The organism is Desulfolutivibrio sulfodismutans DSM 3696 (genome assembly GCF_013376455.1).
In the GTDB taxonomy this organism is placed as follows: Bacteria; Desulfobacterota; Desulfovibrionia; order Desulfovibrionales; family Desulfovibrionaceae; genus Desulfolutivibrio; species Desulfolutivibrio sulfodismutans.
The window spans coordinates 1,507,701-1,534,159 of record NZ_CP045504.1 but is presented as its reverse complement, the minus strand read 5'-3'; the positions used below and the strand labels follow the sequence as shown (position 1 = coordinate 1,534,159).

At 65.4% G+C, this 26,459-nt stretch carries 22 protein-coding genes; 8 read left to right on the top strand and 14 right to left on the bottom strand.

Annotation, left to right across the window (positions count from 1 at the left end; genetic code table 11):
* The first annotated feature begins 305 nt into the window (after positions 1-305).
* Complete coding sequence (locus GD606_RS07415) at positions 306-3,929, top strand: autotransporter outer membrane beta-barrel domain-containing protein (RefSeq protein ID WP_163303504.1); 3,624 nt, start codon at positions 306-308, stop codon at positions 3,927-3,929.
* 236 nt (positions 3,930-4,165) lie between these two features.
* On the opposite strand, the gene GD606_RS07410 is transcribed toward GD606_RS07415, so the two are convergent.
* From GD606_RS07410 to GD606_RS07365, 10 genes are all read right to left on the bottom strand, one after another.
* Positions 4,166-4,570, bottom strand: coding sequence for a hypothetical protein (locus GD606_RS07410; RefSeq protein ID WP_163303505.1), 405 nt, complete (start codon positions 4,568-4,570; stop codon positions 4,166-4,168).
* Between the two features lie 37 nt (positions 4,571-4,607).
* Complete coding sequence (locus GD606_RS07405; protein WP_163303506.1) at positions 4,608-6,770, bottom strand: chemotaxis protein CheA; 2,163 nt, start codon at positions 6,768-6,770, stop codon at positions 4,608-4,610.
* A gap of 40 nt (positions 6,771-6,810) precedes the next feature.
* A complete protein-coding gene (locus GD606_RS07400; protein WP_163303507.1) occupies positions 6,811-7,326 on the bottom strand; it encodes a chemotaxis protein CheW in 516 nt (171 codons plus the stop codon).
* 33 nt (positions 7,327-7,359) lie between these two features.
* Positions 7,360-9,453, bottom strand: coding sequence for a methyl-accepting chemotaxis protein (locus GD606_RS07395; protein WP_163303508.1), 2,094 nt, complete (start codon positions 9,451-9,453; stop codon positions 7,360-7,362).
* 383 nt (positions 9,454-9,836) lie between these two features.
* Positions 9,837-10,319, bottom strand: a complete 483-nt coding sequence (locus GD606_RS07390) for an ion channel (protein WP_163303509.1) — start codon at positions 10,317-10,319, stop codon at positions 9,837-9,839.
* A gap of 79 nt (positions 10,320-10,398) precedes the next feature.
* Positions 10,399-12,132 (bottom strand): phosphoenolpyruvate carboxykinase (ATP), encoded by a 1,734-nt coding sequence (locus GD606_RS07385; RefSeq protein ID WP_163303510.1) that lies wholly within the window; start codon positions 12,130-12,132, stop codon positions 10,399-10,401.
* 138 nt (positions 12,133-12,270) lie between these two features.
* A complete protein-coding gene (locus GD606_RS07380; protein WP_176629247.1) occupies positions 12,271-13,944 on the bottom strand; it encodes a sigma-54-dependent Fis family transcriptional regulator in 1,674 nt (557 codons plus the stop codon).
* A gap of 18 nt (positions 13,945-13,962) precedes the next feature.
* On the bottom strand, positions 13,963-14,553 hold the full coding sequence (locus GD606_RS07375) for an indolepyruvate oxidoreductase subunit beta (RefSeq protein WP_163302014.1): 591 nt from the start codon (positions 14,551-14,553) through the stop codon (positions 13,963-13,965).
* Entirely contained in the window at positions 14,554-16,392 is a 1,839-nt protein-coding gene (iorA, locus tag GD606_RS07370; RefSeq protein WP_163302015.1) for an indolepyruvate ferredoxin oxidoreductase subunit alpha, read from the bottom strand.
* Between the two features lie 39 nt (positions 16,393-16,431).
* Positions 16,432-17,121: a tetratricopeptide repeat protein gene (locus GD606_RS07365; RefSeq protein WP_163302016.1), complete on the bottom strand. Its 690-nt coding sequence runs from the start codon at positions 17,119-17,121 to the stop codon at positions 16,432-16,434.
* 204 nt (positions 17,122-17,325) lie between these two features.
* On the opposite strand from GD606_RS07365, the gene GD606_RS07360 reads away from it, so the two are divergent.
* From GD606_RS07360 to GD606_RS07350, 3 genes are read left to right on the top strand one after another with little or no spacing between them, the layout of a single operon-like run.
* Positions 17,326-18,585 (top strand): glutamate-5-semialdehyde dehydrogenase, encoded by a 1,260-nt coding sequence (locus GD606_RS07360; protein WP_163302017.1) that lies wholly within the window; start codon positions 17,326-17,328, stop codon positions 18,583-18,585.
* 24 nt (positions 18,586-18,609) lie between these two features.
* Positions 18,610-19,332 (top strand): nicotinate (nicotinamide) nucleotide adenylyltransferase, encoded by a 723-nt coding sequence (gene nadD, locus GD606_RS07355; RefSeq protein ID WP_163302018.1) that lies wholly within the window; start codon positions 18,610-18,612, stop codon positions 19,330-19,332.
* Positions 19,333-19,390: 58 nt separating this feature from the next.
* Positions 19,391-20,566: an alginate O-acetyltransferase AlgX-related protein gene (locus GD606_RS07350; protein WP_163302019.1), complete on the top strand. Its 1,176-nt coding sequence runs from the start codon at positions 19,391-19,393 to the stop codon at positions 20,564-20,566.
* A 39-nt stretch (positions 20,567-20,605) separates the two neighbouring features.
* Here GD606_RS07350 and GD606_RS07345 read toward each other — a convergent pair whose 3' ends face one another.
* Entirely contained in the window at positions 20,606-21,349 is a 744-nt protein-coding gene (locus GD606_RS07345; protein ID WP_163302020.1) for a tetratricopeptide repeat protein, read from the bottom strand.
* Between the two features lie 78 nt (positions 21,350-21,427).
* Positions 21,428-22,036 carry a hypothetical protein gene (locus GD606_RS07340; RefSeq protein ID WP_163302021.1) on the bottom strand — a complete coding sequence of 203 codons (609 nt, stop codon included), beginning with the start codon at positions 22,034-22,036 and terminating at the stop codon, positions 21,428-21,430.
* Between the two features lie 214 nt (positions 22,037-22,250).
* On the opposite strand from GD606_RS07340, the gene GD606_RS07335 reads away from it, so the two are divergent.
* The 4 genes from GD606_RS07335 to GD606_RS07320 all read left to right on the top strand — a co-directional run bounded on the left by GD606_RS07335 (position 22,251) and on the right by GD606_RS07320 (position 25,109).
* Positions 22,251-23,981: an aldehyde ferredoxin oxidoreductase family protein gene (locus GD606_RS07335; protein ID WP_163302022.1), complete on the top strand. Its 1,731-nt coding sequence runs from the start codon at positions 22,251-22,253 to the stop codon at positions 23,979-23,981.
* A 253-nt stretch (positions 23,982-24,234) separates the two neighbouring features.
* On the top strand, positions 24,235-24,462 hold the full coding sequence (locus GD606_RS07330) for a MoaD/ThiS family protein (protein ID WP_163302023.1): 228 nt from the start codon (positions 24,235-24,237) through the stop codon (positions 24,460-24,462).
* Positions 24,463-24,520: 58 nt separating this feature from the next.
* Positions 24,521-24,799 (top strand): cytotoxic translational repressor of toxin-antitoxin stability system, encoded by a 279-nt coding sequence (locus GD606_RS07325; RefSeq protein ID WP_163302024.1) that lies wholly within the window; start codon positions 24,521-24,523, stop codon positions 24,797-24,799.
* Positions 24,768-25,109, top strand: a complete 342-nt coding sequence (locus tag GD606_RS07320) for a helix-turn-helix domain-containing protein (protein WP_163302025.1) — start codon at positions 24,768-24,770, stop codon at positions 25,107-25,109. The genes GD606_RS07325 and GD606_RS07320 overlap by 32 nt, the downstream gene beginning before the upstream one ends.
* Positions 25,110-25,130: 21 nt before the next feature.
* Here GD606_RS07320 and GD606_RS07315 read toward each other — a convergent pair whose 3' ends face one another.
* Positions 25,131-25,625 carry a DUF3795 domain-containing protein gene (locus GD606_RS07315; protein WP_163302026.1) on the bottom strand — a complete coding sequence of 165 codons (495 nt, stop codon included), beginning with the start codon at positions 25,623-25,625 and terminating at the stop codon, positions 25,131-25,133.
* A 64-nt stretch (positions 25,626-25,689) separates the two neighbouring features.
* Positions 25,690-26,457, bottom strand: a complete 768-nt coding sequence (locus tag GD606_RS07310) for an enoyl-ACP reductase FabI (protein WP_163302027.1) — start codon at positions 26,455-26,457, stop codon at positions 25,690-25,692.
* Positions 26,458-26,459 lie beyond the last annotated feature (2 nt).

Below are 26,459 nucleotides of genomic sequence, written 5' to 3'. Positions count from 1 at the left end.
GGTCGTGCTGCGGCGCCGGGCGCGTGGAGGAAGAGCCGGTGTGGCCTGCGCCGCGGCGGGATGCATGATGGGACATCCGGTCGGCGCTCCTTCCTGGCGTAGGGAAATCGATATTGCGGCTATTCATTTCCCAAACTTTCGGGTATGGCCTTCGCACCGCCAAATTCAGGAGTTTCACCATGCTGCATGACCGGTCTTCCCTGGTCCCGTTGCCGTGCCTGTCCTGCCTCCGCCTTCGCCCCCTCTTTCGCCGATGTCTTGCAGCCCTGGCGGCAGCCTTTTGGTGCCTTGCGCCCGGTACGGCCTTGGCCCAGACCGCCTATCCGGTCACTACAACCAATCCCACGGGCGTCGGTTCGCTTGCCCAGGCCGTGGCGGACATAAACGTCTCGGGCCAACCCGGGCTGGTCAATTTCATGGCCGGTTCGGCCGGGACTATCAGCCTGTCCGGCGGGCTGACCCTGAACCAGACGGCCTCCTTCGTGAACGCCTCGGGCGGCGACGTGGCCGTGACCCTGTCCGGGGCGACGAACGTCACCACCCTGACCGCCGCGTCCCTGGGGACGGTGGACGGGGCCAACGTGATCTCCTTTTCAGCCCAGAGCACGGGCGACAACGCTACGGCCATCGCGTCGGCGGGTTCTCTGGCCATCGACGCCTTCGGCTACGCCGGCAACGCCACGGCCGAGGCCGGAGGCGACGGGGCCTTCGGCATCAGGGGCGACACAGGGTTGTCCATCGGTTCCATGGATGGCGTCGTTTCTGCCCAGGCCGCAGGCGACGGGGCCTTCGGACTTTCTTCCGGCGGTTCGGTGAGCATCGGGTCGTGGCGCCAGGGGGCGGTCATGGCCGTTGCGGGCGGCAGCAACGCCTCCGGAGTCTCCGCTGGCGGCGATCTGACCCTGGGGACCATGTCCTATGGACAGATCATGGCCACGACCTTGGGCAGCGACGCCTGCGGCCTGTCCGCCGCAGGCGACATCGCCATCGGAACCATGACGGATACGCTCATCGTTGCCCAGGCAGGAACCGGAGATGCCTACGGCATCGTGTCCCAGGGGAATCTGACCATCACAACCCTGGGCGAAGGCATTATCTACGCCTTGACCCCCGGAGACAGGGCCTATGCCCTCTCCGCCGTGGGCGACGTATCCATCGGTCGGCTGGAGGGTGCGGTGGTCGGCGTCGCACAGGGCGACGACGCCGTGGGCATCCTCGGCAACGGCGCGGTGACCATCGGGACGCTCGCCGAAGACGCTGTCGTCGGGGCTTCTGCCGACTCCGGATCCATCGCCATCGACGCCATGAACGGGGACATCACCGTGGACGCCCTGCAGGGAATAGTGATGGCCATCGCTGAGTCCGGCGAGGCCGTGGGGTTGCGCACGGATGCCGGATACCACGTGGTCATCGGCGGCATGTCCAGCGACGGGTACATCCAGGTCGTGTCCGACGTCGGCAGCGCCTTCGGCATCGCCTCCGGGGGCGATGTGGTCCTTGGCGGCCTAAGCGGGACTGTCGACGTTTTCTCCGGGGGAAACACGGCCGTGGGCATCCAGGCCCAGGGCGGCATCCACGGCGCAGGCGGCGGCAGTGCGATCCTCTCCGGCGAGGTGTCGGCCGAGGCCGAGGGCCTCGCCGTGGCCGTGGCGGCGGCCGGTCCCATGGACCTGTACGTGACCGGCGTCCTGGCGGGCGTGGACGCCTCGGGCGGCGGCCAGGGCTACGCCATTCGGGCCGGGGTCTCGGACGGGGCCGGGGGATGGATCGTAGGCACAGCCGACAACCGCGTGAGCCTGGGGACCGGGGCCACGCTTTTTGGCGCGGTGGACCTGGGGATCGGTGGGAACAACACCCTGGGGCTCGTGGGCACGGGTGCGGTGGACAACCTGTTTCTGGGCGTGGACCATCTGGTGGCCGGGGACGGTCTTTCGGCCGCCAACTGGAACCTCTCCCTTTCGGCGGGCAATGCTTCGATCTTCGGCGATCTGGCCGTCGGCGTCCTGGCCACGCTTCGCATCAACGAAAACGTGACCATCACGGGCGACACGCAAAACGACGGCTCGCTCGTTATCGACCTGGGCGCGGACAAGACCTACGGCGGCGACATTACCGGCACGGGCAGCCTGATAAAAGACGGCGACGCCGTGCTGACCCTGGCCGGAGACAATTCCTATTCCGGCGGGACCGCCGTCATGGAAGGGCTTTTGCGGGTGACCGGAACCCTGGACTCCTCGCAATACCACATCTTTTCCGGGGCGGCCTTCCAGACCTGGCAGGACGTCACCCTGCATCGGACGTCCCTGGTGGCCGGAACCCTGACCGCGCCCCTGGTGGCCGTGGCCGGTGACGGCACGCTTCTGGGGACCGGGACCATCAACGGCAACGTGGTCAATAACGGCGTGATCGCCCCGGGAACCTCCATCGGGACCATGACCGTCAACGGGAACCTGACCCTGGCCGGGGGCGGCGTCCTGGCCATGGAGATCAATCCCTTCGCCTCGGACCTGATGCTGGTCTCGGGCCTGACCACCCTGGGCGGAGCCCTGAGCCTGGACGTGGCCCAGGGATTTTACCGGCAGGGGCAAAGCTATACCCTGATCTCCTCGGCGGGCGGCCTGGCGGGCGGCTTTCAGAATGTCGCCGCCAGCGGCAGCCCGTTCCTTGTTTTTTCCCTGAGCACCACCGCCACCGACGTCACGGCCACGGTGAACCGTCTGCCCTACACCATCGCCGCCGCCAGCGGAAACGCCGCGGCCGCCGGGCTGGGCCTGACCGGGGCCACGCTTGCCGCCACCCCGGCCTTGCAGCAGATTCTGGGCAGCGTGGACTTCATGTCCACAGCCCAGGTTTCCGAGGGGCTGGCGCAACTGTCGCCCGAGCCCTACAGCGCCCTGGTGGAGACGTCGTTTTCGGCCATGCGGCTTTTTTCGGACACCATCCGCGACCGGGCCTACGCCAAGCGCCGGGGTGGGGAGACGCTGCTTGCGGCCTTTCCCGGCGGGGACATCAGCCGCCTGCCGCAACTGGCCTCTTCCGGGGGCCTGCGCGACATCGGCGGGACGGGAGCGGGGCAGGCTGGGGCAGGCGACGGATTCGGGCTTTTCGTCAAGCCCGTGGGCCAGTACCAGACCTTTGACAACGGGCATAACCGCACGGGGTTCCAGTCCTGGCAGTACGGGGTGATGGCGGGCGGCGACGCGCAACTGACGGACGCCTTCCTGGCCGGATTCCAGGTGGGCTATGTGCATTCCGACCTGCGCTTCAAGGATGCGGCCGACTCGTCGGGCTTCTCCGACGCCTTCCTGGGCGGCCTCTACGCCTCGGTCGCGTCCGGCGGGTTCTATTTCGATGGGCTGGTCCAGGCCGGGGCGGCGGTGAACCATCTGGATCGCAGGATTGCCTTCGGGGGCGTGTCGCGGGAACCCTCGGGGGCCTATACCTCGTTTCTGTTCGGGGGGTCGCTGGCCACGGGCTATGAATGGACCTTCGGGGCCTGGAAGGCCGGTCCCGTGGGCACCCTGGACTACGGCTACGTGAATACCCCGGGATTTGCGGAATCCGACCCCGATCTGGGGCTCACGGTGAGCGGATTTTCAGGGAACAGCCTGAAAAGCGGCCTGGGGGCCAAGGTCACGGGAACCTTCGCCCTGGGGGAGACGACCACCATCACCCCGGACGTGTCGCTGCGCTGGGGCCACGAATTTTTAAACGACAGCCAGACCATTTCGGCCCGGTTCAACGGTTCGCCGACCTCGGGATTCTCCTCGAAAACCGGCGATCCGGCCCGGGACGTCATGTTGCTCGACGCCGGAGTGAGCGTGGGCGTGACGGCCGCGACCTCGCTGTACGCCCGCTATTCCGGCCAGTTCCTGGGGCAGGGCGCCCAGACCCAGGCCGGGGCCGTGGGGATTCGGTACGAGTTTTAAGGCTGCGTCCCTTGGGAGATCCGTTTTTTAAGAAATGAATGTTCTCTTCAGTCGTTGTTCTTGAACGTTGGATTCGCGAGGTTCAAGGACACGATCCGGGGAGGCTGTCCCGGCCGTGGCCGTTGCGATAAGACCTGGGCGGGCCGAGAGGGGGCGCTTTTCCGGCGCCAACCGGTAACGCCGCAGAAGGTTTACGGCGCGGCGGAGAGACCTGGGAGATGGGTGCTCCTGCCGTGTCAGGGACGCGCCTGGGCCGTGTGGCCGTCCGGTGGGGCGAAAAGGGGGCCAATGCCGGGCACGGTGGCGAAGCCCGCAAGTTTCGCGGCCTGGCGCAGGGGTTCCGGAAGCTCACCCTGGCGCGATACGGCGATGCCGCGCCGGGACAGGGCCTTGGCAGCCGCGGTCATGACCTCGAAAAAGGCCAGTCCCACGCCGGTCGCCCCGGAAAGATCCAGGCTCGCGGCAAAGCCCTGGGATGGTGGAGCGGTTTCCGGTTTTTCCTGGTCCAGGGCCTCGTCCACCTGCTTCAAAAACGCACCCCAGGCCGCCGCCAGGGCGGCGGCGTGCTCCGTGCCGCAGGGGCCGGAAAGGCGCAGGGTGGCTGTCTTTTCCGCAGCGTTTACCGTCGATTGGGCGTCCATGGCGTTTGCCTCGTCATCCGTCCGGGAGGCGGGGGCGTCAGGTGAGCGCCTCCCGCTCTTCCGTGCGTTCGTACTGCTCCCTGGCCATGCGCAACAGTCGCGGCACATCCAGGATAAGCGAAATGCTCCCGTCGCCGTTGATGGTGGTTCCGGCGATCCACTTGAGATAGCGGTAGGATTCGTCCAGGCTCTTGATCACCGCCTGCTGGCGTCCCACGACCACATCCACGGCGATGCCGGTCATCTCCCCGTCGGCCTCCACGATCACCACCCGCTCATAGTCCGGCTGCCTGCCGGGCACGGCGAACAGCCGCCGCAGGCTGACCAGGGGGATGAGATGCCCCATGCGCTCGATGGACTCCACCTGGCGGGGCTGGCCGGTGAGGAAGCGTTCCTGGAAACCGCGCAGATTGGTCAGGGGAACGATGTAGGATTCTTCTCCCACCCGCACGTTGAAGCCGTCGATGATGGCCAGGGTCAGGGGCAGGGTGATGACCGTGGTCGTGCCCTGGCCGGGGGTGTTTTCCATGTCCACCGTGCCGCGCATGGCCTCGATGTTCTTTTTCACCACGTCCATGCCCACGCCCCGGCCCGAGACGTCGGAGACCTTGTCGGCCGTGGAGAACCCCGGCTCAAACAAAAGGGCCAGGAGCTCTTTTTCGGACACGTCGGCGTCCGGAGACAGCAGGCCCCGTTCCACGGCCTTTTTGCGGATGCGGGCCGGATCGACGCCCCGGCCATCGTCATGGATGCGGATGACCACGTTGCCGCCGGAATGGCCGGCGGACAGGACGATGCGCCCGGCCGGAGGCTTTCCGGCCCGGGTGCGTTCGTCGGGGGGTTCGATGCCGTGGTCCATGCTGTTGCGGATGATGTGGATGAGGGGATCCTTGAGGCGGTCGATGACCGTCTTGTCGAGTTCCGTTTCCGCCCCCTCGGCCACAAAGCCGGCTTCCTTCCCCAGGGAGGCGGACAGGTCGCGAACCAGCCGTAAAAAGACGGAAAAGACCGTGCCGATGGGCAGCATGCGCAGTTCCAGGGCGCTGTCGCGCATGGCGTCGGTAAGCCGCTCCAAATCCTCGTCCACATCGGAGGCGGCGGCCATGTTTTCGCCCTTGACCGCCTGGCGCAGGCGGGATTGGAGAATGACCAGTTCCCCGACCATGTTCACCAGGGCGTCGAGCTTGGCCGAGTCCACGCGCAGGGAGGCGCTGGCCGGGGCCGTGTCCTGCTTTTGTTTCGGGGTCTGCTCCTTGGGCTGCCCCTTGGTCCGGATGGCCTCCACCTGGCGCAGCTTGCCCTCCACCAGGGTTCGCAGCCGCGAGGCGGCCACGTTTTGGTCCTCGCCCGGGGCCATCTGCGCGAAAAAGGGGAGGAATTCTTCAAAGTCCGCCCCCCGGAGCCTGCCGGGAACCAGGGGGATCACGGCCAGTCGGCAGGAGTCTTCCACGAAGAGGAACACGTCGCGGATGGCGTTTTCGCCCCGGCAGGTCATGAGCAGGATGTCGTAGGCGGCGTGGAGTCCCTCGGGATCGTATCCTGGGTCGTCCAGGGCCGGGATGTCTTCACCATGGGCCTGGGCCCGGTACGGTCCCAGGGCTGCCAGTTCCTCGAAGAGCCCCAGAGGTTCGGTGCCGTTGGCCAAGAGATCCGTAGCGGGCGCAAAATGGATCCAATACATCACCGGAGGCCCGGCGTCGGGCAGGTCGCAGGCGTCCGTTCCGTCCGGCACAGTTGGAAGCGGCGCGTTCGTCGGGTCCGTCGCCTTCGCCGTCTTCGCCGCCGCCTGTGGCCCTTCGGACGTGGCCAGGCCGATTTCCGCCAACATCTGGCGGTAGACGGTCAAAAGCTCCTCCGAACGGGCCAGAAGATCGTCCGGGGGCGGTCCCTCGGCAACGAACAGCAGGGCCTTGATGTGGTCCCCGGCCGCGAGGGTGGCGTTAAGAAGCTTGGGGGTGACCGCCAGTTTGCCGTTGCGCACCATGTCGAAGGTGGTTTCGATCTCGTGGGTGAATCGCGAGATTTCCTCGAAGCCGAACATGGCCCCGCCGCCCTTGATGGTGTGCATGGCCCGGAAGCAGGCCGCCATCCTCTCCTTGTCCAAGGGATTGGCTTCAAGGTCGAGAATCGCCCGCTCGAGTTCGGCCAGAAGCTCCAGGGCCTCGTCGCGGTAGGTCGATACGGCCTGATCCATGGTCATGGCGTTTTCCTTTGTAGCGAATACCGCCGACAAAACGGCGTCAGGCCGTTGCGGTCCCGGCATCCCTGGCGGCATCCTCGACGACCCGGGCCACATCCAGGATTTCCTCGCTGGTGAAGACCTTGCCCACGTCCAGGATCAGGATGAACCGGCCGCCGTGCTTGCCGATGCCCCGGATGAAATCCGTGCGCACGGTGGCCCCCATGGCCGGAGGCGGATCAATGGCCTCGGGCTCGAGCTCCAGAACTTCCTTGACCGAGTCGGCCATGGCCCCCACCACCGAAGTGGCTTCGTTTTTTATGAGTTCCACAATGACCACGCGGGTGTTGAGGGTCTTTTCCACCCGCCCCAGCCCGAATTTCATGCGCAGATCCATGACCGGCACGGCGGTTCCCCGCACGTTGACCACCCCGCGCATATAGTCCGGCGCGCCGGGGATGCGGGTGATGTCCTGGAGATCAAGGATCTCGCGAACCGAAGAGATGTCCAGGGCGAAAAACACCTCGCCCAGGGTGAATGTCAGAAAACGGTATCCGGCTCCTTCTTCCTGCATCATGGCCTTTCTCCGCGCGACGTGGCGATCCGGACATTAAAAACTTTCGAAATCATCGTCATCGCCGCCCTTGGCCGACGGTCCCTCGGACATGCGCAGCTTGAGGCCGCCGGGCTTGGCGGCCTGGGCGGGTCTGGCGGCTGGGGCCGCCTTGGCCGGACGGCGCATGGGCGTCCGGGTCTGAGACTGGGGCAGGGCGGCGGGACGCCTGGTCTCTCGCTGGCCGATGTCGAAAAAGGCGATGGTGGCCTGGAGCTGCTCGGCCTGGGCCGACAATTCCTCCGCCGTGGAGGCCAGTTCCTCGGAGGCCGCCGCGTTTTGCTGGATGACCTGGTCGAGCTGTTGCAGGGCCTTGTTGACCTGTCCGGCCCCGGAGCTTTGCTCCTGGCTGGCGGCGTTGATTTCCTGGATCAGGTCGGCGGTCTTTTGAATGTCCGGCACGAGTTTGCTCAAGAGATCCCCGGCCCGGGCCGCGATGTCGGTGCTTGACCGCGACAGTTCCGTGATCTCCGAGGCCGCTCCCTGGCTGCGCTCGGCCAGCTTGCGCACCTCCGAGGCCACCACGGCGAAGCCCTTGCCGTGCTCCCCGGCCCGGGCCGCCTCCACAGCGGCGTTTAAGGCCAGAAGATCCGTCTGGCGGGCGATTTCCTCAATGATGGAGATTTTTCCCGCGATCACCTTCATGGCCGCCACGGCCTGGTTCACGGCCAATCCGGATTCCTCGGCGTCGTGCGCGGCCTTGACCGCAATGGCCTCGGTCTGCTTGGCGTTGTCCGCATTCTGGCTGATGCTGGAGGCCATCTCTTCCATGGCCGCCGAGGATTCCTCCACGGCCGCCGCCTGTTCTGTGGAGCCCTGAGACAGGGATTCCGAGGAGGCGCTCATCTGTTCGCTGCCCGAGGCCACGTTTTCGGCCCCGGCCTGGACCTCGGAAACCACCTCGCGCAGCTTCTCCACCATTTCCCGGAAGGACCGGAACATCTCGTCCTTGTCCGAGCGCGGCACGACCTCCACGGTCAGATCCCCGTCGGCCAGGTTGGAGGCGATTCGCGACGCCGTGCGTTCGGCCTCGATCATGCGCCCCATGGCCCCGAGGAGTTGGCCGATCTCGTCGGTGCTTGCGGCCACGACGTCCTCTTCGGTGTTGCCGGCGGCCACGGCCTCGGCCACGCGGTAGGCCCGGTTCACGCCGTTTCGGATGGCCCGGGTGATGAAAAAGGCGAAAAGGATGCCCACCAGCACGGCCACGGCGGACACGGTCAGGCTGGTGATGGTGGCCTGGCGGGAGTCGGCGGCCATGCTCTCCTTCTGTGCGGCAAGGGCCCCTTCAGCCTGATTGCTCACGTTTCCGGCCATGACCGCCATGTCCTTGACCAGGGCGGCCTGGGTGTCCCCGGCCTTGACCACGTCGTCGATGCGGCTCTTGTAGGCCTCGGCCTTGACCCCGATGTCCGCCAGGAGGGCCTTTTCGTCGGCCTGGGCGCTTTGGGCGGCCAGTTCCTTGCCTGCTGCGACAACCGCGTCCAGGCTGGCCTTGGCGTTCTCCGCGCGGGCCTTGTCCCCCCGCCACAGGTAGTAGAGCACCTCGATGCGCGAGAGCAGGAAGTTCCGGGTGATGTCGGCGATCCTGAGCCCGGACGATCCAACGCCGCCTGCCCCCTGGGACGCGTCGGCGCTGGCGCGTTTGGTCAGGGTCTCGGCCGTCTGTTGCAGGCCTGCCGCCGCGGCCACCATCTCCTTGATCGTGGCGTCGCGCGAGCGCTCGGCCTCGATGTATTTCATGAACCCTTCGTCGTAATTTTTGATGGCTGCGGTGATGGCGTCCATCTTTTCCCGATTGGCGATATTTTTAAAGCTGGCCTTGAGGGTGGCCGCCTGGGTGAGGACGGCCTCCACCCGCTTCTTGAACTGCTCCACCCTTGAGGCGTCTTTGGCGTCCATGAAATAGAGGACGTCCATGCGGGCCTGAAGGGTTTCGGCCACGATGGTGTTTACCCCTTCCGTCTTGTCGGCCCGGTCGGCGATGGCGCCGAGGCTGAGCCAGCCTACGAAGGCTACGACGGCGGTGAAGAGCAGCAAAAGCCCAAAGCCGATGCCCAGTTTGACCGCGATTCGAAGATTGGCGAACATGGAAGCCTCCGAGGTTGAGAGGACGATGGGTATGGGGAATTCTCTGCTGCGCCAGGGCACGGCGGAAAATTCTATTCACGCAAAGTATAATCATGGCTTGTGATTTTTTGCAAGAAAGAAAGTCATTTGCAGAATGCGAAAGAAAAAATGCATGTTCTTTTCAGAACGCGCCTGAAGTGCGGGAGAGGGAGACGGAATTGTCAAATGAGGCCGGGGCCGTCGTGGGAATGCGCCGCCCTGGCGTTTGCATGCGCGCGGGCTGAAAAAAGTGGGGTGGGGCCTGTTTTCCGGAGTCCTTGGGCGACAGTGCGCGATGTCCCGCACTTCGGAAAAAGAGGCACTGCGGTCGAAGAAAAACCGGGCGGTGCGTGGCGGAAGGGGGACTAGTGGCGCAGCTTGTCCGAGGCGATGAGCCGCACCAAAATGACGATCAGGCAGGAGCAGAACACGCCCAAGGCCAAGTAGCCGAAAAAGGACTCGGAGGCGGCCAGGATGCGGAGATCAGGGGTGGGGGCGCAGTCCGGGCAGCCGGTGTTGGTGAAGGTGGCCACGCTGTAATACAGGCAGTCGCGCAGGGTCTGGGTCGCCTGGCCTGAGCACGAAATGCCGAAGGCCATGTAGGTCCGGGTGTACCCGGCGATGATCAGGGCGATATAGGCCGGAAGGGCCAGAACCAGCACCAGCAGGCTGCGGAAGAGCAGCAGGGACAACAGGATCAGGGTGGGGAAGGTCACCGAGAAGGCAAAGGCCAGGAAAATGATCTGGGTGGGGTCCACGCTCTGGCTGTGGCTTAAATACAGCAGATAGGCCAAAAAGGGCAGGGCCACGAAAAAGGCGGCGACAAAGACGATATGGCGAAAGTTCATGGCCGCTCGGTGGTTGGACGGGTTCCCGGCCGGGGAGCGCCCCATCCCCCGGCCGTTGCGGGCGCAGACCGCGCCGCGATCAGCACTTCACCATAAGGGAATTGACCAGTTTGAGCAAAAGTTCCGGCTTGTGGTGCAGGTCGGAATTTTGCAGAAAGTTGCGGCGCTGCATGAACCGGTCGCGCACCGTGGCCGCGTAGTCCTCGGGATTTTCCACCTTGGCCGGGTCGTAGCGGTCGCCGTAGCCCGGCAGGATCTTCTCCACGCTTTTTTTGTCCGGGATCTGGGCCCCGGGCAGCACGTCCCAGTCGGTCCAGGTCAGGCGGTCGGTCAAAAGGGCGGTTTGCAGGTCAAGCGAGGTCTGCAAGGGGATCTTGCGCAGATCCCGGTCCGAGGTGCGCCAAAACCCCACGGAATTGAAGCAGAACCCCGTGGCCCCGTTCTCGAAGACCTTTAAAAACGCCTCCACGTCCTTCCACAACTCATACACCCGGAAGGGATTGGCGAAGGGCTCGAAGACCAGTTTTTTCAGCTCCTCCTCGGAGACGTTCTCGGCCAGGTTGCGCCGGGTCATAAGCGACGCGCCCATGGCCACGGCCAGGCTGTTGTCGATGAACCGGACCACGGGCGGCAGGCAGGTGTCCTTCATGAGCCAGACCATGATGTCCGGGAAGGCGCAGCGGTTGACGTAGACCCCGAGCAGGTCGCGGTCGATGAGCGCCCGGCCGTTGGGGTTGCGTACATCCTGGCCAAGGGGCAGCACCTTGCCGTGGAGGCGGGTGAGCCCCATGTTCTGTACGGAGATCATGTATTTCCAGTCCGGATGCGACAGGGGCCTGGAATCGGTCTTGTCAAACAGCGTGGGCTCCCAGACCCGGCAGACCTTCTGGTCGCAGTCGATCTGGAAGGCGTCGTCGTGCAGCACCACCTTGCTGAAGCCCTCGGGCAGGGTGCCGCCGTTGTCGTGGGAGTTGGTGTGGGACGACTTGCCCGTGCCGGACAGCCCGAAAAAGGCGATGGACCGCTTGCCGAGGACGTGGAATTTTTTCTCCGTGGTCGTGGAGAAGTCGAGTTCCTTGATGCCGCCGTGGCAGGCGGCCATGCCCAGGCGCATGCCGGATGTCCAGGCCAGGGTCAGGGTGCCTTTCTTGCGTTCCCCGAAATAGCGCATGCCCAGGTTCACGACCACGTTGGCGTCTTCGTCCACCAGGGCCAGTTGGGCGCCGCCTTCGTTGTGATAATAGGGGTCCGTGGTGCACCAGTGGTTGAAGCCCACGATGAGGATGTCCTGGATGGGCAGGGTCGGGCTTTGGGCATACTGTTCGGCCAGCTCCTCGAAGGGGGTGAAGTTGGCCAGCCAGTTGAAGACGTTGATGGCGTCGTCCTCGGTGGCCACCATGGTGGCCTTGATCATGAGATCCGCATCCAGGCCGAGGATGGCGTTGGCCTTGATGAGGGGATGTTTTTGCATCTCGAAGACGGCCTCGCGCAGATCGGCCTCCACCTTGCGCCGTTCCGAGGCGCTCATGCGGGTGTAGAAGCGCCGGGCCTTGGCCGTGCGGCCCACGATCTTGCCGTGGCAGTTGTTCAAGACCGTGGCCCCGTCGGGAAGCCCCAGGCGTTTGGCCGCCGGGGGATAGATGGGCAGATCCGTCTCCATCACGTCGTGCTGGGCCTTGGCCAACGCGTAGGCCTCGGCCGCCGTGACCCGGCGCACCCGCTTGTCCAGAAGCAGGGTCTGGGCGATGGAGCGCGGGGCGGGCATGCGGGTGATGTCGTCTTTATAATAATCGTAGCTGGACTGGCTGGCCATGCGTCGGCTCCTTGCGGGATGTTGCGGCAAGTGTATCAGGGGGCGGGGCCAAAGGTAAATGCCTTTGCCCCCGGCGTCCGCGCGACGGCAAACGAAAAGGCCCCGGGCAGGCGAAGCTCCCGGGGCCTTTGGGCCGTATCACCGGCGGCCCATGGTGAATCGCTTGGGGTCTATGCCGTATTTTTTGACCTTGTAGTTGACCACCCGGTAGCTTTCGCGCAGGTCGCGGGCCGCCTGGAACATGTTGCCCCGGGCCTTTTTGAGGGCCTCGATTAAAAGTTCCTGCTCGAACTTGGCCACGGCCTCGCCAAAGGACAGGCTGGGGCCGGTGTTGGAGCTTTCGGCGGTCTGCAGGGTGGGGGGAAGGTGGTAGGTGCGCACCACGCCCTCGTCGCACAGCATGGCCGCGCGCTCCATGCAGCTGGCCAACTCCCGGGCGTTACCCGGCCAGTGGTACTGGTTTAAGAGGTCGATAGCCGGGGTGGAGATGCGGCGCAGGGGTTTGCCGAGCTTTTTGGAATATTCGCCCAGGAAGTGTTCGGCCAGGGGCAGGATGTCCCCGGCCCGGTCGCGCAGGGCCGGGACGTAGATGGGCAGGACGCTTAAGCCGTAATACAGGTCTTCCAGAAATTCGCCCTTGGCCATGCGCTCGCCCAGGGAGGCGCTGGTGGCGGCCACGATGCGCACGTCCACCTGCACCGGCTCGACCCCGCCCTTGCGCTGCACCGTGCCCTCGTGGATGACCCGGAGCACCGCCTTCTGGGCCACCGGCGACAACTCCTCGATGTCGTCCAAAAAGACCGTGCCGCCCTGGGCCAGTTCGAAAATGCCGCGTTTGGAGCGGGTGGACTCGGAGACCTCGCCCTTTTGCACCCCGAACAGGGTCTCCTCCACCACTTCCTCGGGGTCCGTGCCGCAGGACAGCCTGAGAATCGGCCGCAGGCGGCGGGGGCTTTGGGCGTGCAGCAATTCGGCCAGAAATTCCTTGCCCGTGCCCTCTTCGCCCCGGAACAGGACCGGGGTGGAGGACGAGGCGGCCTGGGCCACCTGCCTGAGCACCAGGCGCATGCTCTTGGACACGGCCACGGGGGGCTGGACGCCCTGGGGCGGCAGGGGGGTGGTGTCGGGCTGGGGCTGGGGCAGGCGGCGGCGGGGGCGGGTGAGCTCGTCGCGCAGCCGGATGGACAGGCTGCCCACCAGCGTCGCCACCACGCTTAAAAAGTCGCAGTGGGCCTCCAGAAAAACCGGCGGAGCCTTGGGGATGTCCACGCTGAGCGTGCCGAGCACGGAGCCCTGGTCCTGCCCGAAGGCGTCGTCCTGGCCGGACGCGTCGGTCGGCGCGGGCGGTCCCGGGGGGGTGTCCGGGCCGGAAGGGGGCAGGGACTCGGAGGACGCCGCCGGGCCTTGGTGATTGGCGGGGACGGGTTTGGGGGCATGAATGGGAACGCACAAAAACGACAGGGTTTCCAGTTCCTCGGGGGGGCGTCCGATGAAGTCGGGGTGGTCCTTGACGTCACCGATGACCAGGGTGCGCCGGGTGGCCATGACCTGGCCCGTGGCCAGGGGGCCGGGGCCGAAGAGGTGGGAAATCCCCGGGTCGCGGCCCCGGTCCAGGCTGATTTTGGTGTTTTTTCGGGGCAGGTCGAACAGTTCGATATGCACCCGGCGGTATCCCAGGTTGCCCACCAGGATGTCCAGGGTGTTTTCCAACCCCTGGCGCACGGGGATGTTGGGGCCTGTTTCCTGAATGATGCGTGTGAGCGTGGTCAGGAAGATGGGCCAGCCGCTTTCAAAGGATGAGAGTCCGTTCATGTCCCGCCCGGATTCCGCTCAACCGCCGAGGGCGTCCGCCCCCAGCCGCAAGGCGACAAGGTTGACGTCCACGATCTTGGGCGGCAGATGCTTTTTGATGGCCGCTTCCATGGCCTCCATGCCGAAGGGAAAGGCCCCGGCGGCGCAGGCCGCGCCCAAAAGCGCGGTGTTGGCGCTTTGCGGGTTGCCCGCCTTGACCCCCAGGGCGTGGCAGGGGACGAAGACCGCCTTCCCGGCCCACTCCCGGATGGGCGCGCAGATGGCCTCCAGGGACGGATAGGGCTCCCGCTCCAGGGCCGAGCTCAAGGGGGGGATGGGGTCGGTGCTGACGGCCGCAAATCCGCCCTGGAGCAGCATGGACAAGGCCCGCTGGGCCTCCAGGGGCTCGAAGCCGAGCAGGATGTCGGCCTCCCCCGGGCTGATCTTGGGGCTTGTGAAACCGCCCAGAAGCACCGTGGACTCCACCACGCCGCCGCGCTGGGCCATGCCGTGGATCTCGCCCGAGACCACGTCAAGCCCCGCGTCCATGGCCGCCAGGGCCAGAAGGCGGGTGGAGGTGAGGGTTCCCTGGCCGCCGACGCCGGTGAGAAAAATGCGATGGCGCTGCATTTATCCGTCCTTCTTGCGGGCTTTGATTTCCGGGGAAAGCTGCACGCAGTACATGCAGCCCGAACAGGCCTCGGCATTGATGGCGAAGACCCCCTCCACCATGGAGAAGGCCGGACAGGCCAGTTCGTCCCGGCAGGCCAGACACTTGCCGGGATCGCCAGCCACCTGGGCGGGCGGGGTCTTGCGCGCGATCTTGACCTTGCGGGCGTGGATGGGGCAGGGGGCCTCGGCGATGAGCACCCGGACCCCGGACTGTCCCTTGAGTTCCGCCAGCGCCGCCAGTGTGGCTTTGTGGTTGAAGGGATTGACCCGCACGGGCGTCACGCCGCAGGCCGCCACCAGTCCGGCCAGGTCCACCTTGGAGGAGAATTCCCCGAAGATGGTGTGGTCCACGCCCGGATGCGGCTGGTGCCCGGTCATGCCCGTGGTGCGGTTGTCCAGGATCACCAGCAAAAGCTCGTGGCCATTGGCCACGGCGTTGATGAGCCCGGTGATTCCGGAATGGAAAAAGGTGGAGTCGCCGATAAAGGCCACCACCGGGCGTCCCGAGGCGGCGGCGAAGCCGCTTCCGGCGCTGACCGAGGAGCCCATGCAGAAAAGGAAGTCGGCGGCCGACAGGGGCGGCTGGATGCCCAAGGTGTAGCAGCCGATGTCCGAGGAATAGACCGGTTCGTCCCCAAAGACCTTGCGCACGGCGTGGTACGAGGCCCGATGCGGACATCCGGCGCACATGTTTGGCGGGCGTTTGGGCAGTTCGGCCGGTACGGCGTACAGGGATTTTTCCCGCGCGGGCAGGCCGCATACGGCGCGCACCGCCGCCTCCACGATCTCCGGGGAATATTCGCCGAAGCGCGGCAGGTGTTCCCCCTTGCCCACGACCGCAGCCGTTAGGCCCCGGCGTTGGAACAGAGCCCGGATCTCGTTTTCCACAATGGGGTCCACCTCTTCCAGGACCACCACGGTGTCCAGTCCGGCGGCGAAATCGGCGATGAGGTTGGCCGGCAGGGGTGAGGAAAAGCCCAGGTCTAAAACCTTGACCTGGCCGGAAAGCCCGGTCTCGAACAGCGCGTCATGCAGGTAGGCCCGGCAGATGCCCGAGGCCACGAATCCCACGCGGCCCTGCCCGGAGACGACGTTTAGGGGCGAGGCGTCGGCGGCTGCGGCCATGGCCTTGAGCTTGTCCAGGAGCGCCAGGCGCATAACCCGGGCCGAGGCCGGAAGCGGCACGTAGCGGAAGGGATTTTTTACGAAGGGCGCGGACGGGGCCTTTTCGGGCAGGGCCGCAAAGGTCACCGGGCCGCGGACGTGGTTGACCCGCGTGGTGGTGCGCACAAGGACCGGATGGCCGAACTGTCGCGACAACTCCATGGCCGCCCGGGTGAAGTCCTTGCATTCCTGGGCCGTACATGGCTCGATGCAGGGCAGCCCGGCCAGCCGGGCGTACCAGCGGTTGTCCTGCTCGTTTTGCGAGGAATGGCAGCCCGGATCGTCGGCCGAAAGCAGCACGAATCCCCCGGGCGACCCCACGTAGGCCAGGGTCAGCAGGGGATCGGCGGCCACGTTGACGCCTACGTGCTTCATGGTCACAAGCGTCCTGGCCCCGGCCAGGCTGGCTCCGGCCCCGACCTCCAGGGCCACCTTCTCGTTGACGGAATATTCGAAACGATACGGTCCCTGCGGCGAGAGCCGGAAAAAGGTGTCCGGAACCTCCGAGGAGGGGGTGCCCGGATAACAGGTCACCATGTCCACCCCTGCCTCAAGCGCCCCCCGGACGATGGCCTCGTTGCCGAGCAGAAAATGCCTCGCCCCGCCTTCCCGGTCCAAAAGCTCCTTGCCCATAAATGCAAACTCCCGTCGGGTTCCGGAAAACCCGGTGGCCTAACCGTTGCTTTTTTGTCCGCCCGCCTCAATCTTGGCCTTCAGGGCCTCGATCTTGGAATCGATATACGACATGTTCTGCATGGAGCTTTCCGACTTCATGCGCTCATATCCCGTCAGCGCCGCCTTGAGGTTGCCTGCGGCCTCGGCGGTCACCGCCATCTGGCGGTCAATGGCCAAAAGAAACGGCTTTGAGGCCGTGCCCCGGGCTTTTTCCAGAATCTGCAAGGCCTTGGCCGTGTCCCCGGCCTTGGTCAGGATAGCCGCCTGTCCCAGTTCCGCCAGGGAGCGCACCGCGCCGTCGGAGGATTTGGACAGATCCTCCCAGGCCAGGGCCGCAGCGGGCAGGTCGCCTGCGTCCTGGGCGGCCTTGGCCATCTCCAGAAGCACGCCTTCCCTGGCGCCCGAGGGGGCCTCGGCCAGCAGGGCCTTGAGGTCGGCCAGGCGATCCGGGCCTGTTTTTTCAGCCGCGATCTTTCCGATCTTTTCGGTGACCTCGGCGATGCGCGAGGCCTGGTATTTTTCATACAGGGCCATGCCTCCGGACCCTGCCAGGGCCACGATGGCGGCGATGGCGGCGGGCTTCCAGTAGGCGAGGACAATCCGGGCCAGAAGACCGTGGTCTTCAGCCGCGTGGGCGGCCTTGTCCTCGGCGTGCGGCGCGGCGGGTTTTTTCGTCTGATCGGCCATGGGTATTCCTCCAAAATGGGGATGTGGTGCGAAATGCAAAAGAACAAGACGTTTAAGCAGAAACCGGGCGGGCTGTCAAAAGTCCGGGGAAACGCGGCGCGTCCTTCTCCGGGGCCCGGGCCCTGGCCGCCCGTTGACTTTTTTCCCGGTTGTTGCCAAGCCACGGGATGTTTTCGACCATGTATAAAAGCGAGGACACACTCCATGGACGCCGCCGCCGCCATGCTTGACCTGGCCAAACGCGCCAAACGCGCCTCCCGGCTCATGGCCGGAGCCGACCCGGCTGTCAAGGCCCGGGCCTTGCACCTGTTGGCCGATCTTTTGGCCGCCGAGCCCGCCGGGGTGTACGAGGCCAACGCCTTGGATCTGGAAAAGGCCGCCGCCGCCGGACTCGACGCCCCGCGCCTGGACCGGCTGCGCCTGACTCCGGCGATCATGGCCGCCATGGCCAAGGCCTGCCGCGAGGTGGCGGACATGCCCGATCCCGTGGGCGGGATCGACGCCCTGAAAAAGCGTGAAAACGGCCTGCTGGTCGGCCGCATGCGGATTCCTCTGGGCGTGGTGTGCATGATCTACGAATCGCGTCCCAATGTGACCATCGACGCCGCCATCTTGTGCCTGAAGGCCGGAAACGCCGTGATCTTAAAGGGCGGTTCCGAGGCCCTGGCCTCCAACATGGCCCTGGCCGGGCTCATGCAGAAGGCCCTGGCCCAGGCCGGGCTGCCCGGGGACGCCGCCTGTCTGGTGGAGACCTCCGACCGGGCCGCCGTGGCCGCCCTGTGCAAGCTTGACGTATATATCGACGTCATGATCCCCCGGGGCGGCGAGGGGCTCATCCGGGCCGTCAGCGAACAGGCCACCATGCCCGTGCTCAAGCATTACAAGGGCGTCTGCCACGCCTATCTGGACGCCGAGGCGGACGAAGACCAGGCCCTGGCCGTGGTCGTCAACGCCAAGGCTCAGCGGCCCGGGGTGTGCAACGCCCTGGAATGCCTTCTGGTGCATGCCGACCGGGCGGCCTCCTTCCTGCCCCGGGCGGCCGAGGCCCTGGCCCGGGCCGGGGTCGGCTTCCGGGCCTGTCCGCGCAGCCTGCCGCTTCTGGGGGAGGGGGCCGTGGCCGCCGCTCCCGGGGACTTCGGGCACGAATTTCACGACCTGATCCTGGCCGTGAAGGTGGTGGATTCCATGGACGAGGCCCTGGACCACATCGCGGCGTTCGGCTCGAACCACACCGAGGTCATCCTGACCACCAACCATGACCGGGCCATGGCCTTTCTGCGGCTGGCCGACGCCTCCATGGTCGGGGTCAACTGCTCCACGCGCTTCAATGACGGCGGGGAATTGGGCCTTGGGGCCGAAATCGGCATCAGCACCTCCAAGCTGCACGCCTACGGCCCCATGGGGGTCACGGAACTGACCGGGGCCAAATTCGTGGTTCTGGGACAGGGACAGGTGCGGGGATAGGGGGCGGCGTTCACCGTGGAGGGAATGCGACCGCCGCTGCGCATCGGCATCTTTGGGGGCTGCTTCAATCCGGTGCATTGCGCCCACCTGCGGGCGGCGCTGGAGGCCGCCGAGGGCCTTGGCCTGGACCGGGTGGATTTTGTGCCGTCGGCCCGACCGCCCCACAAGCCCGATGCGCCCATGCTCGGCTTCGCCGCCAGGCTGCGCCTTTTGCAGGCCGCCGTGGCCGACATGCCGGGCCTTGCGGTCAACGACCTGGAGTCCCGGCGGCCCGGTCCCTCCTATACGTACGACACCCTGGTCCGGTACCGGGAGGACCACCCGGGGGCGGAGCTTTTTTTCATCATGGGAACGGGCGATCTGCTCAACCTGGCCACCTGGAGGCGGGGGTTCGAACTGACGCGCCTGGCCCATCTGGCGGTGCTGGGCCGGGAGGGCCTGGGGGGCGATGAAATCGCCGCGTATCTGGCCGGGGAGGGCGCCGGGCTTGGGGCCACGGCCCGGTCTCTGCCTCCCGGCGTGACGGCCGGAGCGGCGTGGGCCACGCCTGGCGGGCACATGCTTTTATGTCTGGAGATACCCCGTCTGGACATCAGCGCCTCCCTGGTGCGGGAGCGCTGGCTTTGCGGACGGACGTTGCGCTTTCTGGCGCCGGACGCGGTTTTGCAGGAGCTTGCGTCCATGCGTGACAAGGCGGACCTGGCCTGGGGGCGTCCCCCGGCTGCGGCGGGGCCGCCCGCAGGCTGAACAACAGGATGTGGTGATTTTCGTGCCAAGCTTTCCCTCGCGGGCTCGGCTCGCGACCATGGTTTTGTCCATTGTGATTTTTTCGGCCTTGATTCTGGCCCCGGGGACCAGCGAGCTGTTGCGCCGGGGACGAGTCACGGCCGTGGCCGAATCGGGGATGGAGGGCCTGCCTCCCCTGGACGCCGCTCCCGAAACCTGGGTGCGGGTGTTCAACGCCCTGCGCGGCGGCTATCTGGAAAAACATTTCGGCCTGCGCGGTCGGCTCATCACCTGGTACAACTACGTCAACGCCTTCCTGCTCAAGTCCTCCCAGGACAACAACCCCGTGGTCATGGGCCGGGACAAGTGGCTGTTTTTGTCCCAGGACGGACCCGACCGCAACATCCTTGAGGATTTCCGGACCACGCGGCCCCTGCCCGAGGCCAAGATGCGCCGGGTGCTGGAGGTGCTCACCGCCCGCCGGGACTGGTGCGCGTCCCGGGGCATCGCCTATCTGGTGGTGGTGGCCCCCAACAAAAACACGGTCTATCCCGAAAAGCTCCCCGAGGCCTTCACCCGCCCGGTGGAGGACTCGCACCTGGACCAGTTGTTGCGCTATCTGGCGGACCACGCCGCCCTGGACGTGGTGGATCTGCGCCCGGCCCTTGCCGCCGCAAAAAAGGAACATCAGGTCTTCTACGCCATGGACAGCCACTGGAACGCCCATGGCGCGTTTGCCGCCTACCGGGAGATCATGCGCCATGTGACGCCGCTTTTCCCGAACATCCGGCCTTTTGGCCCCGGGGATTACACGCCGGTGGAATATGCCGGGCTCCCCGGCGATCTAGCCTTTTTGCTGGGACTTCAGGACTATCTCCCCGAGCCGCGCGTGCTGTACGTCAACGCCGCAGGCGGGGCCAAGGCCCGGGGAACGAACTATCCGGCCTCGACCAACCCAGGCTACTTCCAACCCCTGGTGGCCTCGGAGATAGCAGGGCCTGCGGGGGAGGGGCTGCCCCGGGCGGTCTTTTTCCACGATTCCTTTTTCTGGGAGCTCATGCCCTTTCTGGCCGAGCATTTCCGCTTTGCGGTCTATGCCTGGATGAATCCCCAGACGGAGATGGAGCCGCGCTATTTCGACACGGAGCTCATTGAGCGGGAGCAGGCGGACATTGTAGTGGAGGAGTTCACGGAACGCTACTTCGTGCCTTCGGCCCGGCCGCTTCAGAGCAAAGGGCCGTCGGGGTCGCCGTAGGCCTGTGGGCGCACCGGCTGTGCGTGCGGCCCGGCGGCATTACGCCGTGGCGTTCCCCATGCGCTTCATGACGTAATCCAGAAATTTGCGGGCCTCGACGAAATCGGGCCGGATGGACAGGGCCAGATTGAGGTGCTTGATGCAGGCGTCCACGGTGTTTTTCTCGTAGTGGGCCCGGGCCATGTTGAAATGCACATGGTCGTCGTTGGCGTTGAGTTCCAGGGCGCGGCCATAGAAGGCCAGGGCCTCGTCGTAGTTCTTGTTTTTGCGCAGGGTGATGCCGAAGCTGTTGAACTGCTCCCGGTATTCCCGGGAGAAGGCCTCGTCCAGGTGCAAAAGCGTCCCCAGCACCTTTTTGAGCTTCACGTAATCCTTTTTTTCCGAAGCCACCTTGCCCACGCCATAGGTCGCCGAGACATTGAGATCGTCGATCATCAGCGCCTTGACGAACTGCCGCTCGGCCTCGTCCAGATTCCCCAGGGAAAAGGCCTGTTCACCCTGCTCGAGCTTTTTGGCCAGCGTCTCCAGGGCCGGAACCGTGTGCAGCTTGTAGTATCGCGGTTCCGGCACGTACTGGGTCAGGAAGTCCTTGACGGGCAGCTCCTTTTTCACCCCGGACGGCACATGGTGCACATTGAGGGGTTGCACCTCGAAGCGTTCGGCGTCGAGTTGCCGGGCGTACCAGTAGGTCAGGGATTGATGTTTTCCGGCTGTGTCGCCGACGCCCAGGTCGGTTTGCATGGCCAGGGAATAGACGCCGAGGATGATGGGATATTCGGGCATGTGCCTTCTCCCTCCTGACCACAATTATGGCCCAAACCGAAGGCCCCGGCAAGAGCTCCTCCCTGTTCTTTTTCAATATTACGGGGTGTTTTGCGCCGCGCGCACGAAATACGCCGCATCCGGCATGGTCTGAAATTGTGCGGCAAGCTCGGACACGCCGCAGTCCGCGTCGCCGAACCGCACGGCCACGATGCCTTTCCCGTCGGCAACGGCCCGGGCCAGTTTCCCTCCAACGATGGTGACGCCCCGGGCCAGGAGTCCGGGCCCGATCTCCCGGGCGATGAAGTTGAACAGTTTTACGGTCACCGTCCCGGCCAGGTCACCTAAATGGCTGCGGGAGGCCGCCCGGCCGTGGGTGATGTCGCCCCGAAAGGATTTCAACGGGCTGTCCAGGCGCATGCAGATGCCCACCAATCCGGGCATGGCCACGGACAGGGCCAGTTCGTCCCCGGGGGCGAGCTTGGTCTTGGCGATGTCGTCCACGGGCTGGCCGTTGACGAAGATCGTGCGCAGCCGCTCCCGGACATAGGCCGGGTCGAGGCCGAGGTTCTCCCCTAAAAACACGTCCAGGCCGCACGGCCCGGGCATTTCCACCCCCACGCCAGAGGCGAACAGGCCCGCAAACCGGTCCATGGCGCGCTCATCGAGGGTAAGTTCGACGGTGGCTTCTCTTATTTCATTGTGCATATTTCCATCCCCGTTTGTCAGGTTCCTGTAATACCCCTTTTGTTTCTCAGAACGCCATGCTATATGCAATGCATATCGCGCTATTTATGTCAATATTGCAATGTGTCAATGTTGGCTTATGTCTTGTTTGGCATAAATAGTGTTGAGAGTGACATTGCATAACAGAATGACGATCAGGCCGCATCCTCAGCGCCTGGTTCAAGGAGGAACACACATGAGCAGACTGCTTCGCATCGACACCAACAAACGGACCTTCGCCTTCAGCGACATGGGCGCATACGCCGGGATGGGCGGCCGGGCGCTCACCTCGCGCCTGATCCTCGACGAGGTTCCCGCCCTGAGCCATCCGCTGGGCGCGTCCAACAAGCTGGTGGCCGCCGCCGGAATCCTGACCGGTACGGCCGCCGCCAACTCGGGTCGCATCTCGCTGGGGGCCAAGTCGCCGCTGACCGGCGGCATCAAGGAAAGCAACTCCGGCGGCCTGTTCTCCCAGAAGATGGCCAAGCTCGGCATCCAGGCCATGGTCTTCGAGGACAAGCCCGAGGACTCCGCCGCGCCCGTGGTGGTCGTGGTCAAGGCCGACGGCGTGAGCATCGTGGAGGCCCCGGAGCTTGCCGGGCTCGGCACCTATGCGGCCTCCGAAATACTCCTGGCCAAATATGGTTCCCGGGCGGCGGTCATGCTCATCGGCCCGGCCGGGGAAACCTGCCGTCTGGCGGCGTCCGTGCAGTTCACCGACCCCAAGGGCCGTCCGGCCCGGGCGGCCGGTCGCGGGGGCCTGGGCGCGGTCATGGGATCGAAAAAGATCAAGGCCGTGGTGGTGGACGACACCGGCGCAACGGGCGTGCCCGTGGCCGACAAGGAGGCCTTCAAGGCCGCCAACAAGCGCTGGGTGGAGATCCTGGGGTCGCACCCGGTGACCAGCCAGGGCCTGCCGGGATTCGGCACCTCGATCCTGGTCAACATCATCAACGAGGCCGGGGCCCTGCCCACCAAGAACTTCCGCTTCGGCCGCTTCGACCAGGCCGCCGACATCAGCGGCGAGAAGATGGTGGAGCTCATGCAGGCCCGGGGCGGCAAACCCAAGGAAGGCTGTCATCCCGGCTGCGTCATCCAGTGCTCCCAGACCTTTGTGGACGACAAGGGCGGTTACCTGTCCTCGGGCCTGGAATATGAGACCGTGTGGGCGTTTGGGGCCAACTGCCTGATAAACGACATCGACGACATCGCCCGCATGGACCACGCCTGCGACGACCTGGGCCTGGACACCATCGACATGGGCAACGCCGTGGCCGTGGCCATGGACGGCGGGATCATCCCCTGGGGCGACAGCAAGGCGGCGCTTACGCTGTTGCGCCGGGTGGGCGACCCGTCCGATTCGCTTGGCCGGATCATGGGCAACGGGGCCAAGTTCGCCGGGCAGGCCTTCGGGGTGTCCCGGGTGGCCGAGGTCAAGGGCCAGGCCCTGCCGGCCTACGACCCGCGTTCGGTCAAGGGCGTGGGCGTGACCTACGCCACCACCCCCATGGGCGCGGACCACACGGCCGGATACGCCGTGTGCCAGAACATCCTGAAATGCGGCGGCGACGTGAACCCCATGACCAAAGTCGGCCAGGTGGAGTTGTCCAAAAACCTCCAGATCGCCACGGCCGCCATCGACGCTGTGGGGTTCTGCCTGTTCGTGGCCTTTGCGGTGCTGGACACGGCCGACGCAGTGCAGGTCATGTGCGACCAGATCGCGGCCGTGACCGGGAAGGCGTTCGCCCCCGGGGATTTCCTGGCCCTGGGCGTGAACACCCTGAAAGACGAGATCGCCTTCAACACCAAGGCCGGGTTCACCAAGGAGCACGACCAGTTGCCGGAGTTTTTCGCCGAGCCCCTGGCCCCGCACAACACCACCTGGGACTTCACCCCGGAGGAGTTGCAGGGCGCGAAGGTGTCCTAGGGTCGCGCTGCCAGGAAACGGCTTTGCCGACCGCGATGCCCGTTTTCGAGAATAGGACATGGGAACGCGGCAGGAGGACGGCTGCATGACAGCGGGCAGGCCCGGCTGGGCTGCCCCTGCCGGGAGGCGGGCGGCTGACAGGATGTTTCCGCACGCCGCGCCCCTGATGACGGTATGACGGCGGCCGGGAAACTCTCGCAGGGAGATTCCCGGCCGCTTTTCATGTATCCGCGCTTTGGATAGGAGGGGAGGCATGCATATCTCAGTCAAATGCTTCGCAACGCTGGCGAAACATACCCCGGCCGGGGCGGATCGCTATGAGGTCGCGGACGGGGCCACGGTGGCGGATGTGGTGGCCGCGCTTGGCGTCGCGCCCGCCGAGGTGAAGATCGTCTTTGTGGACGGGGTGGCGGCGGCCCTGGACGCGGCCCTTCGCGACGGCTGCCGGGTGGGGATTTTCCCCGCCGTGGGGGGAGGGTGAGGCTTTTTTCGGGATTGTTGCCTTGACATGCACCATTTTTTGATGCATTGATTTCCCCATGACGTGGCGCGTGGTATTTTCGCGGCGGGCGGCCAAACAGAAGCCTGATCTCCCGCAAAAAGTTGTGTTGTCTCTTGAGGCGTTGGTGATGCAGCTTCGTTTCGAGGGGCCCGTTCGCGGCGATTGGCCAAACTATTCCAAGCTTGGGAAAAATCGTCACCACTGCCACATCAAGAAAGGCCGCCCGACATACGTCGCCGTTTGGGAGGAAGTGTCCGGTCACATCAAGCTTGTGGAGATTGTTTATGTTGGAACGCACGAAGACGCCCCCTACTGAAACTGTGGTGCTGCGCTTCAGTGGTCCGGCTTCCCTGCGTGAGAAAGCCGTGGCCGCCCTGCGCGAGTTCGGCTTTGAAAATGAGGATGATCCGATAGGCTGGGAGCGGGTTTTTCCCGAGCATGCCCCGGGGCGGGTGCTTCAGGGATTCCGTCACCGCGATGGCCTGACCCAGACGACCCTGGCCGAACGGGCGGACATCCCGCGCCGCCACGTCTCGGACATGGAGAACGGTCGTCGTCCCATCGGCAAGGAGACGGCCAAGCGCCTGGCCGAGGTGTTTCGCGTGGATTACCGGGTGTTTCTGTAGCCGTCCGACCGTCGACGGACCCTAGTACCTCGCCTGCCCGGCCACCCACTCCATATACCCGGCCAGTCCCAGCTCCCGCATCTTTTCGTTGTTGGCCAGCCACCTCGCGTGCAGCATATCGGAAAACCCAGTGTGGTCGCAGGGAAACTCCGCGCACTCGCAGCAAAAATCCACGCCGTGCTCTTTCACGCAGGTCTGCACGGTACAGCGCCCCAAAAGACACTTTCCCGAACGGCATCCGGCGCAGTCGGCGGCGGCGAACCGTTTCGCCACCGCCTCAAACGCCGCATAGTGCTCAAAAACCGGGTCCAGGCGCGCGAAAAACGCCGCCCGGGCCGCGAAATTCCCCAGTTCAGCCAGAAGCCCCCGGGCATGTCTGCTGATGGGGCTTTGCGGATGGCTCAGGCAGCGGCCGCAATCCAGCCCGCAGGCCGCAATACGGGCCGCAATCCCGGCCCGATCCCTGGGGAGGCCTGACGCGTCCGGCGCCTCTGGCCTTTCGGGTGCGGCGGACATGCCCGGCGCGTCCTGCTGGGCAGCCCCAGGCGGGGCGCGGCGCGTCCCCGCGTCGCCAGCCACGCTACACCCCCATGATGTTGTAGCCCGAATCCACAAACACCACGTCCCCGGTGGTGCCCGACGAAAGATCGGACGCCAGGTACAGGGCGGACTTGCCCACGTCCTCAATGGTGATGTTGCGCCGCATGGGCGATTTCTCCTCGATGCGCTCCAGGATGGTCTTGAATCCGCTGATGGCCGAGGCGGCCATGGTCTTGACCGGCCCGGCGGAGATGGCGTTGACCCGCACCCCGCGCGCCCCCAGATCCACGGCCAGATAGCGTACGCTGGCCTCCAGGGCCGACTTGGCCACGCCCATGGCGTTGTAGTTGGCCACCACCTTGCCCGCGCCGTAATAGCTTAGGGTGATGACCGAGGCGGCGTCCGAGAACTGGGTCTCGAAGGCCCGGCAAAGCGCCACCAGGGAATAGGCCGAGACGTCGAGCGCGATGGAGAACCCCTCCCGGCTGGTGTCGATGAACCGTCCGGCCAGATCCTCGCGCCGGGCAAAGGCGATGGAATGCACCAGGATGTCCACATGGTCCCACTTGTCTTTGACGAAGGCGGCCGCCCGGGCGATTTCCTCGTCGCTCGAGACATTGCAGGGCAAAACGAAATCCGCCTCAAGCTCCTGGGCGATGGGCGTGATGCGCTTTAAAATCGGCTCGGCCGCGTAGCTTAAGCCCAGGCTGGCCCCGTGCTCCACAAAGCACTTGGCGATGCCGTAGGCGATGCTGCGTTCGTTGACCACGCCGAAGACTAGGGCCTTTTTCCCTTCCAAAAGTTTCATGG

What these genes read in the sequence shown, in the direction of transcription:
- GD606_RS07410 (WP_163303505.1), bottom strand. Translation starts at nt 4,570, where the DNA reads ATGGACGCCCAATCGACGGTAAACGCTGCGGAAAAGACAGCCACCCTG.
- GD606_RS07405 (WP_163303506.1), bottom strand. Translation starts at nt 6,770, where the DNA reads ATGACCATGGATCAGGCCGTATCGACCTACCGCGACGAGGCCCTGGAG.
- GD606_RS07400 (WP_163303507.1), bottom strand. Translation starts at nt 7,326, where the DNA reads ATGATGCAGGAAGAAGGAGCCGGATACCGTTTTCTGACATTCACCCTG.
- GD606_RS07395 (WP_163303508.1), bottom strand. Translation starts at nt 9,453, where the DNA reads ATGTTCGCCAATCTTCGAATCGCGGTCAAACTGGGCATCGGCTTTGGG.
- GD606_RS07390 (WP_163303509.1), bottom strand. Translation starts at nt 10,319, where the DNA reads ATGAACTTTCGCCATATCGTCTTTGTCGCCGCCTTTTTCGTGGCCCTG.
- GD606_RS07385 (WP_163303510.1), bottom strand. Translation starts at nt 12,132, where the DNA reads ATGGCCAGCCAGTCCAGCTACGATTATTATAAAGACGACATCACCCGC.
- GD606_RS07380 (WP_176629247.1), bottom strand. Translation starts at nt 13,944, where the DNA reads ATGAACGGACTCTCATCCTTTGAAAGCGGCTGGCCCATCTTCCTGACC.
- GD606_RS07375 (WP_163302014.1), bottom strand. Translation starts at nt 14,553, where the DNA reads ATGCAGCGCCATCGCATTTTTCTCACCGGCGTCGGCGGCCAGGGAACC.
- iorA (WP_163302015.1), bottom strand. Translation starts at nt 16,392, where the DNA reads ATGGGCAAGGAGCTTTTGGACCGGGAAGGCGGGGCGAGGCATTTTCTG.
- GD606_RS07365 (WP_163302016.1), bottom strand. Translation starts at nt 17,121, where the DNA reads ATGGCCGATCAGACGAAAAAACCCGCCGCGCCGCACGCCGAGGACAAG.
- GD606_RS07360 (WP_163302017.1), top strand. Translation starts at nt 17,326, where the DNA reads ATGGACGCCGCCGCCGCCATGCTTGACCTGGCCAAACGCGCCAAACGC.
- nadD (WP_163302018.1), top strand. Translation starts at nt 18,610, where the DNA reads ATGCGACCGCCGCTGCGCATCGGCATCTTTGGGGGCTGCTTCAATCCG.
- GD606_RS07350 (WP_163302019.1), top strand. Translation starts at nt 19,391, where the DNA reads ATGGTTTTGTCCATTGTGATTTTTTCGGCCTTGATTCTGGCCCCGGGG.
- GD606_RS07345 (WP_163302020.1), bottom strand. Translation starts at nt 21,349, where the DNA reads ATGCCCGAATATCCCATCATCCTCGGCGTCTATTCCCTGGCCATGCAA.
- GD606_RS07340 (WP_163302021.1), bottom strand. Translation starts at nt 22,036, where the DNA reads ATGCACAATGAAATAAGAGAAGCCACCGTCGAACTTACCCTCGATGAG.
- GD606_RS07335 (WP_163302022.1), top strand. Translation starts at nt 22,251, where the DNA reads ATGAGCAGACTGCTTCGCATCGACACCAACAAACGGACCTTCGCCTTC.
- GD606_RS07330 (WP_163302023.1), top strand. Translation starts at nt 24,235, where the DNA reads ATGCATATCTCAGTCAAATGCTTCGCAACGCTGGCGAAACATACCCCG.
- GD606_RS07325 (WP_163302024.1), top strand. Translation starts at nt 24,521, where the DNA reads ATGACGTGGCGCGTGGTATTTTCGCGGCGGGCGGCCAAACAGAAGCCT.
- GD606_RS07320 (WP_163302025.1), top strand. Translation starts at nt 24,768, where the DNA reads ATGTTGGAACGCACGAAGACGCCCCCTACTGAAACTGTGGTGCTGCGC.
- GD606_RS07315 (WP_163302026.1), bottom strand. Translation starts at nt 25,625, where the DNA reads ATGTCCGCCGCACCCGAAAGGCCAGAGGCGCCGGACGCGTCAGGCCTC.
- GD606_RS07310 (WP_163302027.1), bottom strand. Translation starts at nt 26,457, where the DNA reads ATGAAACTTTTGGAAGGGAAAAAGGCCCTAGTCTTCGGCGTGGTCAAC.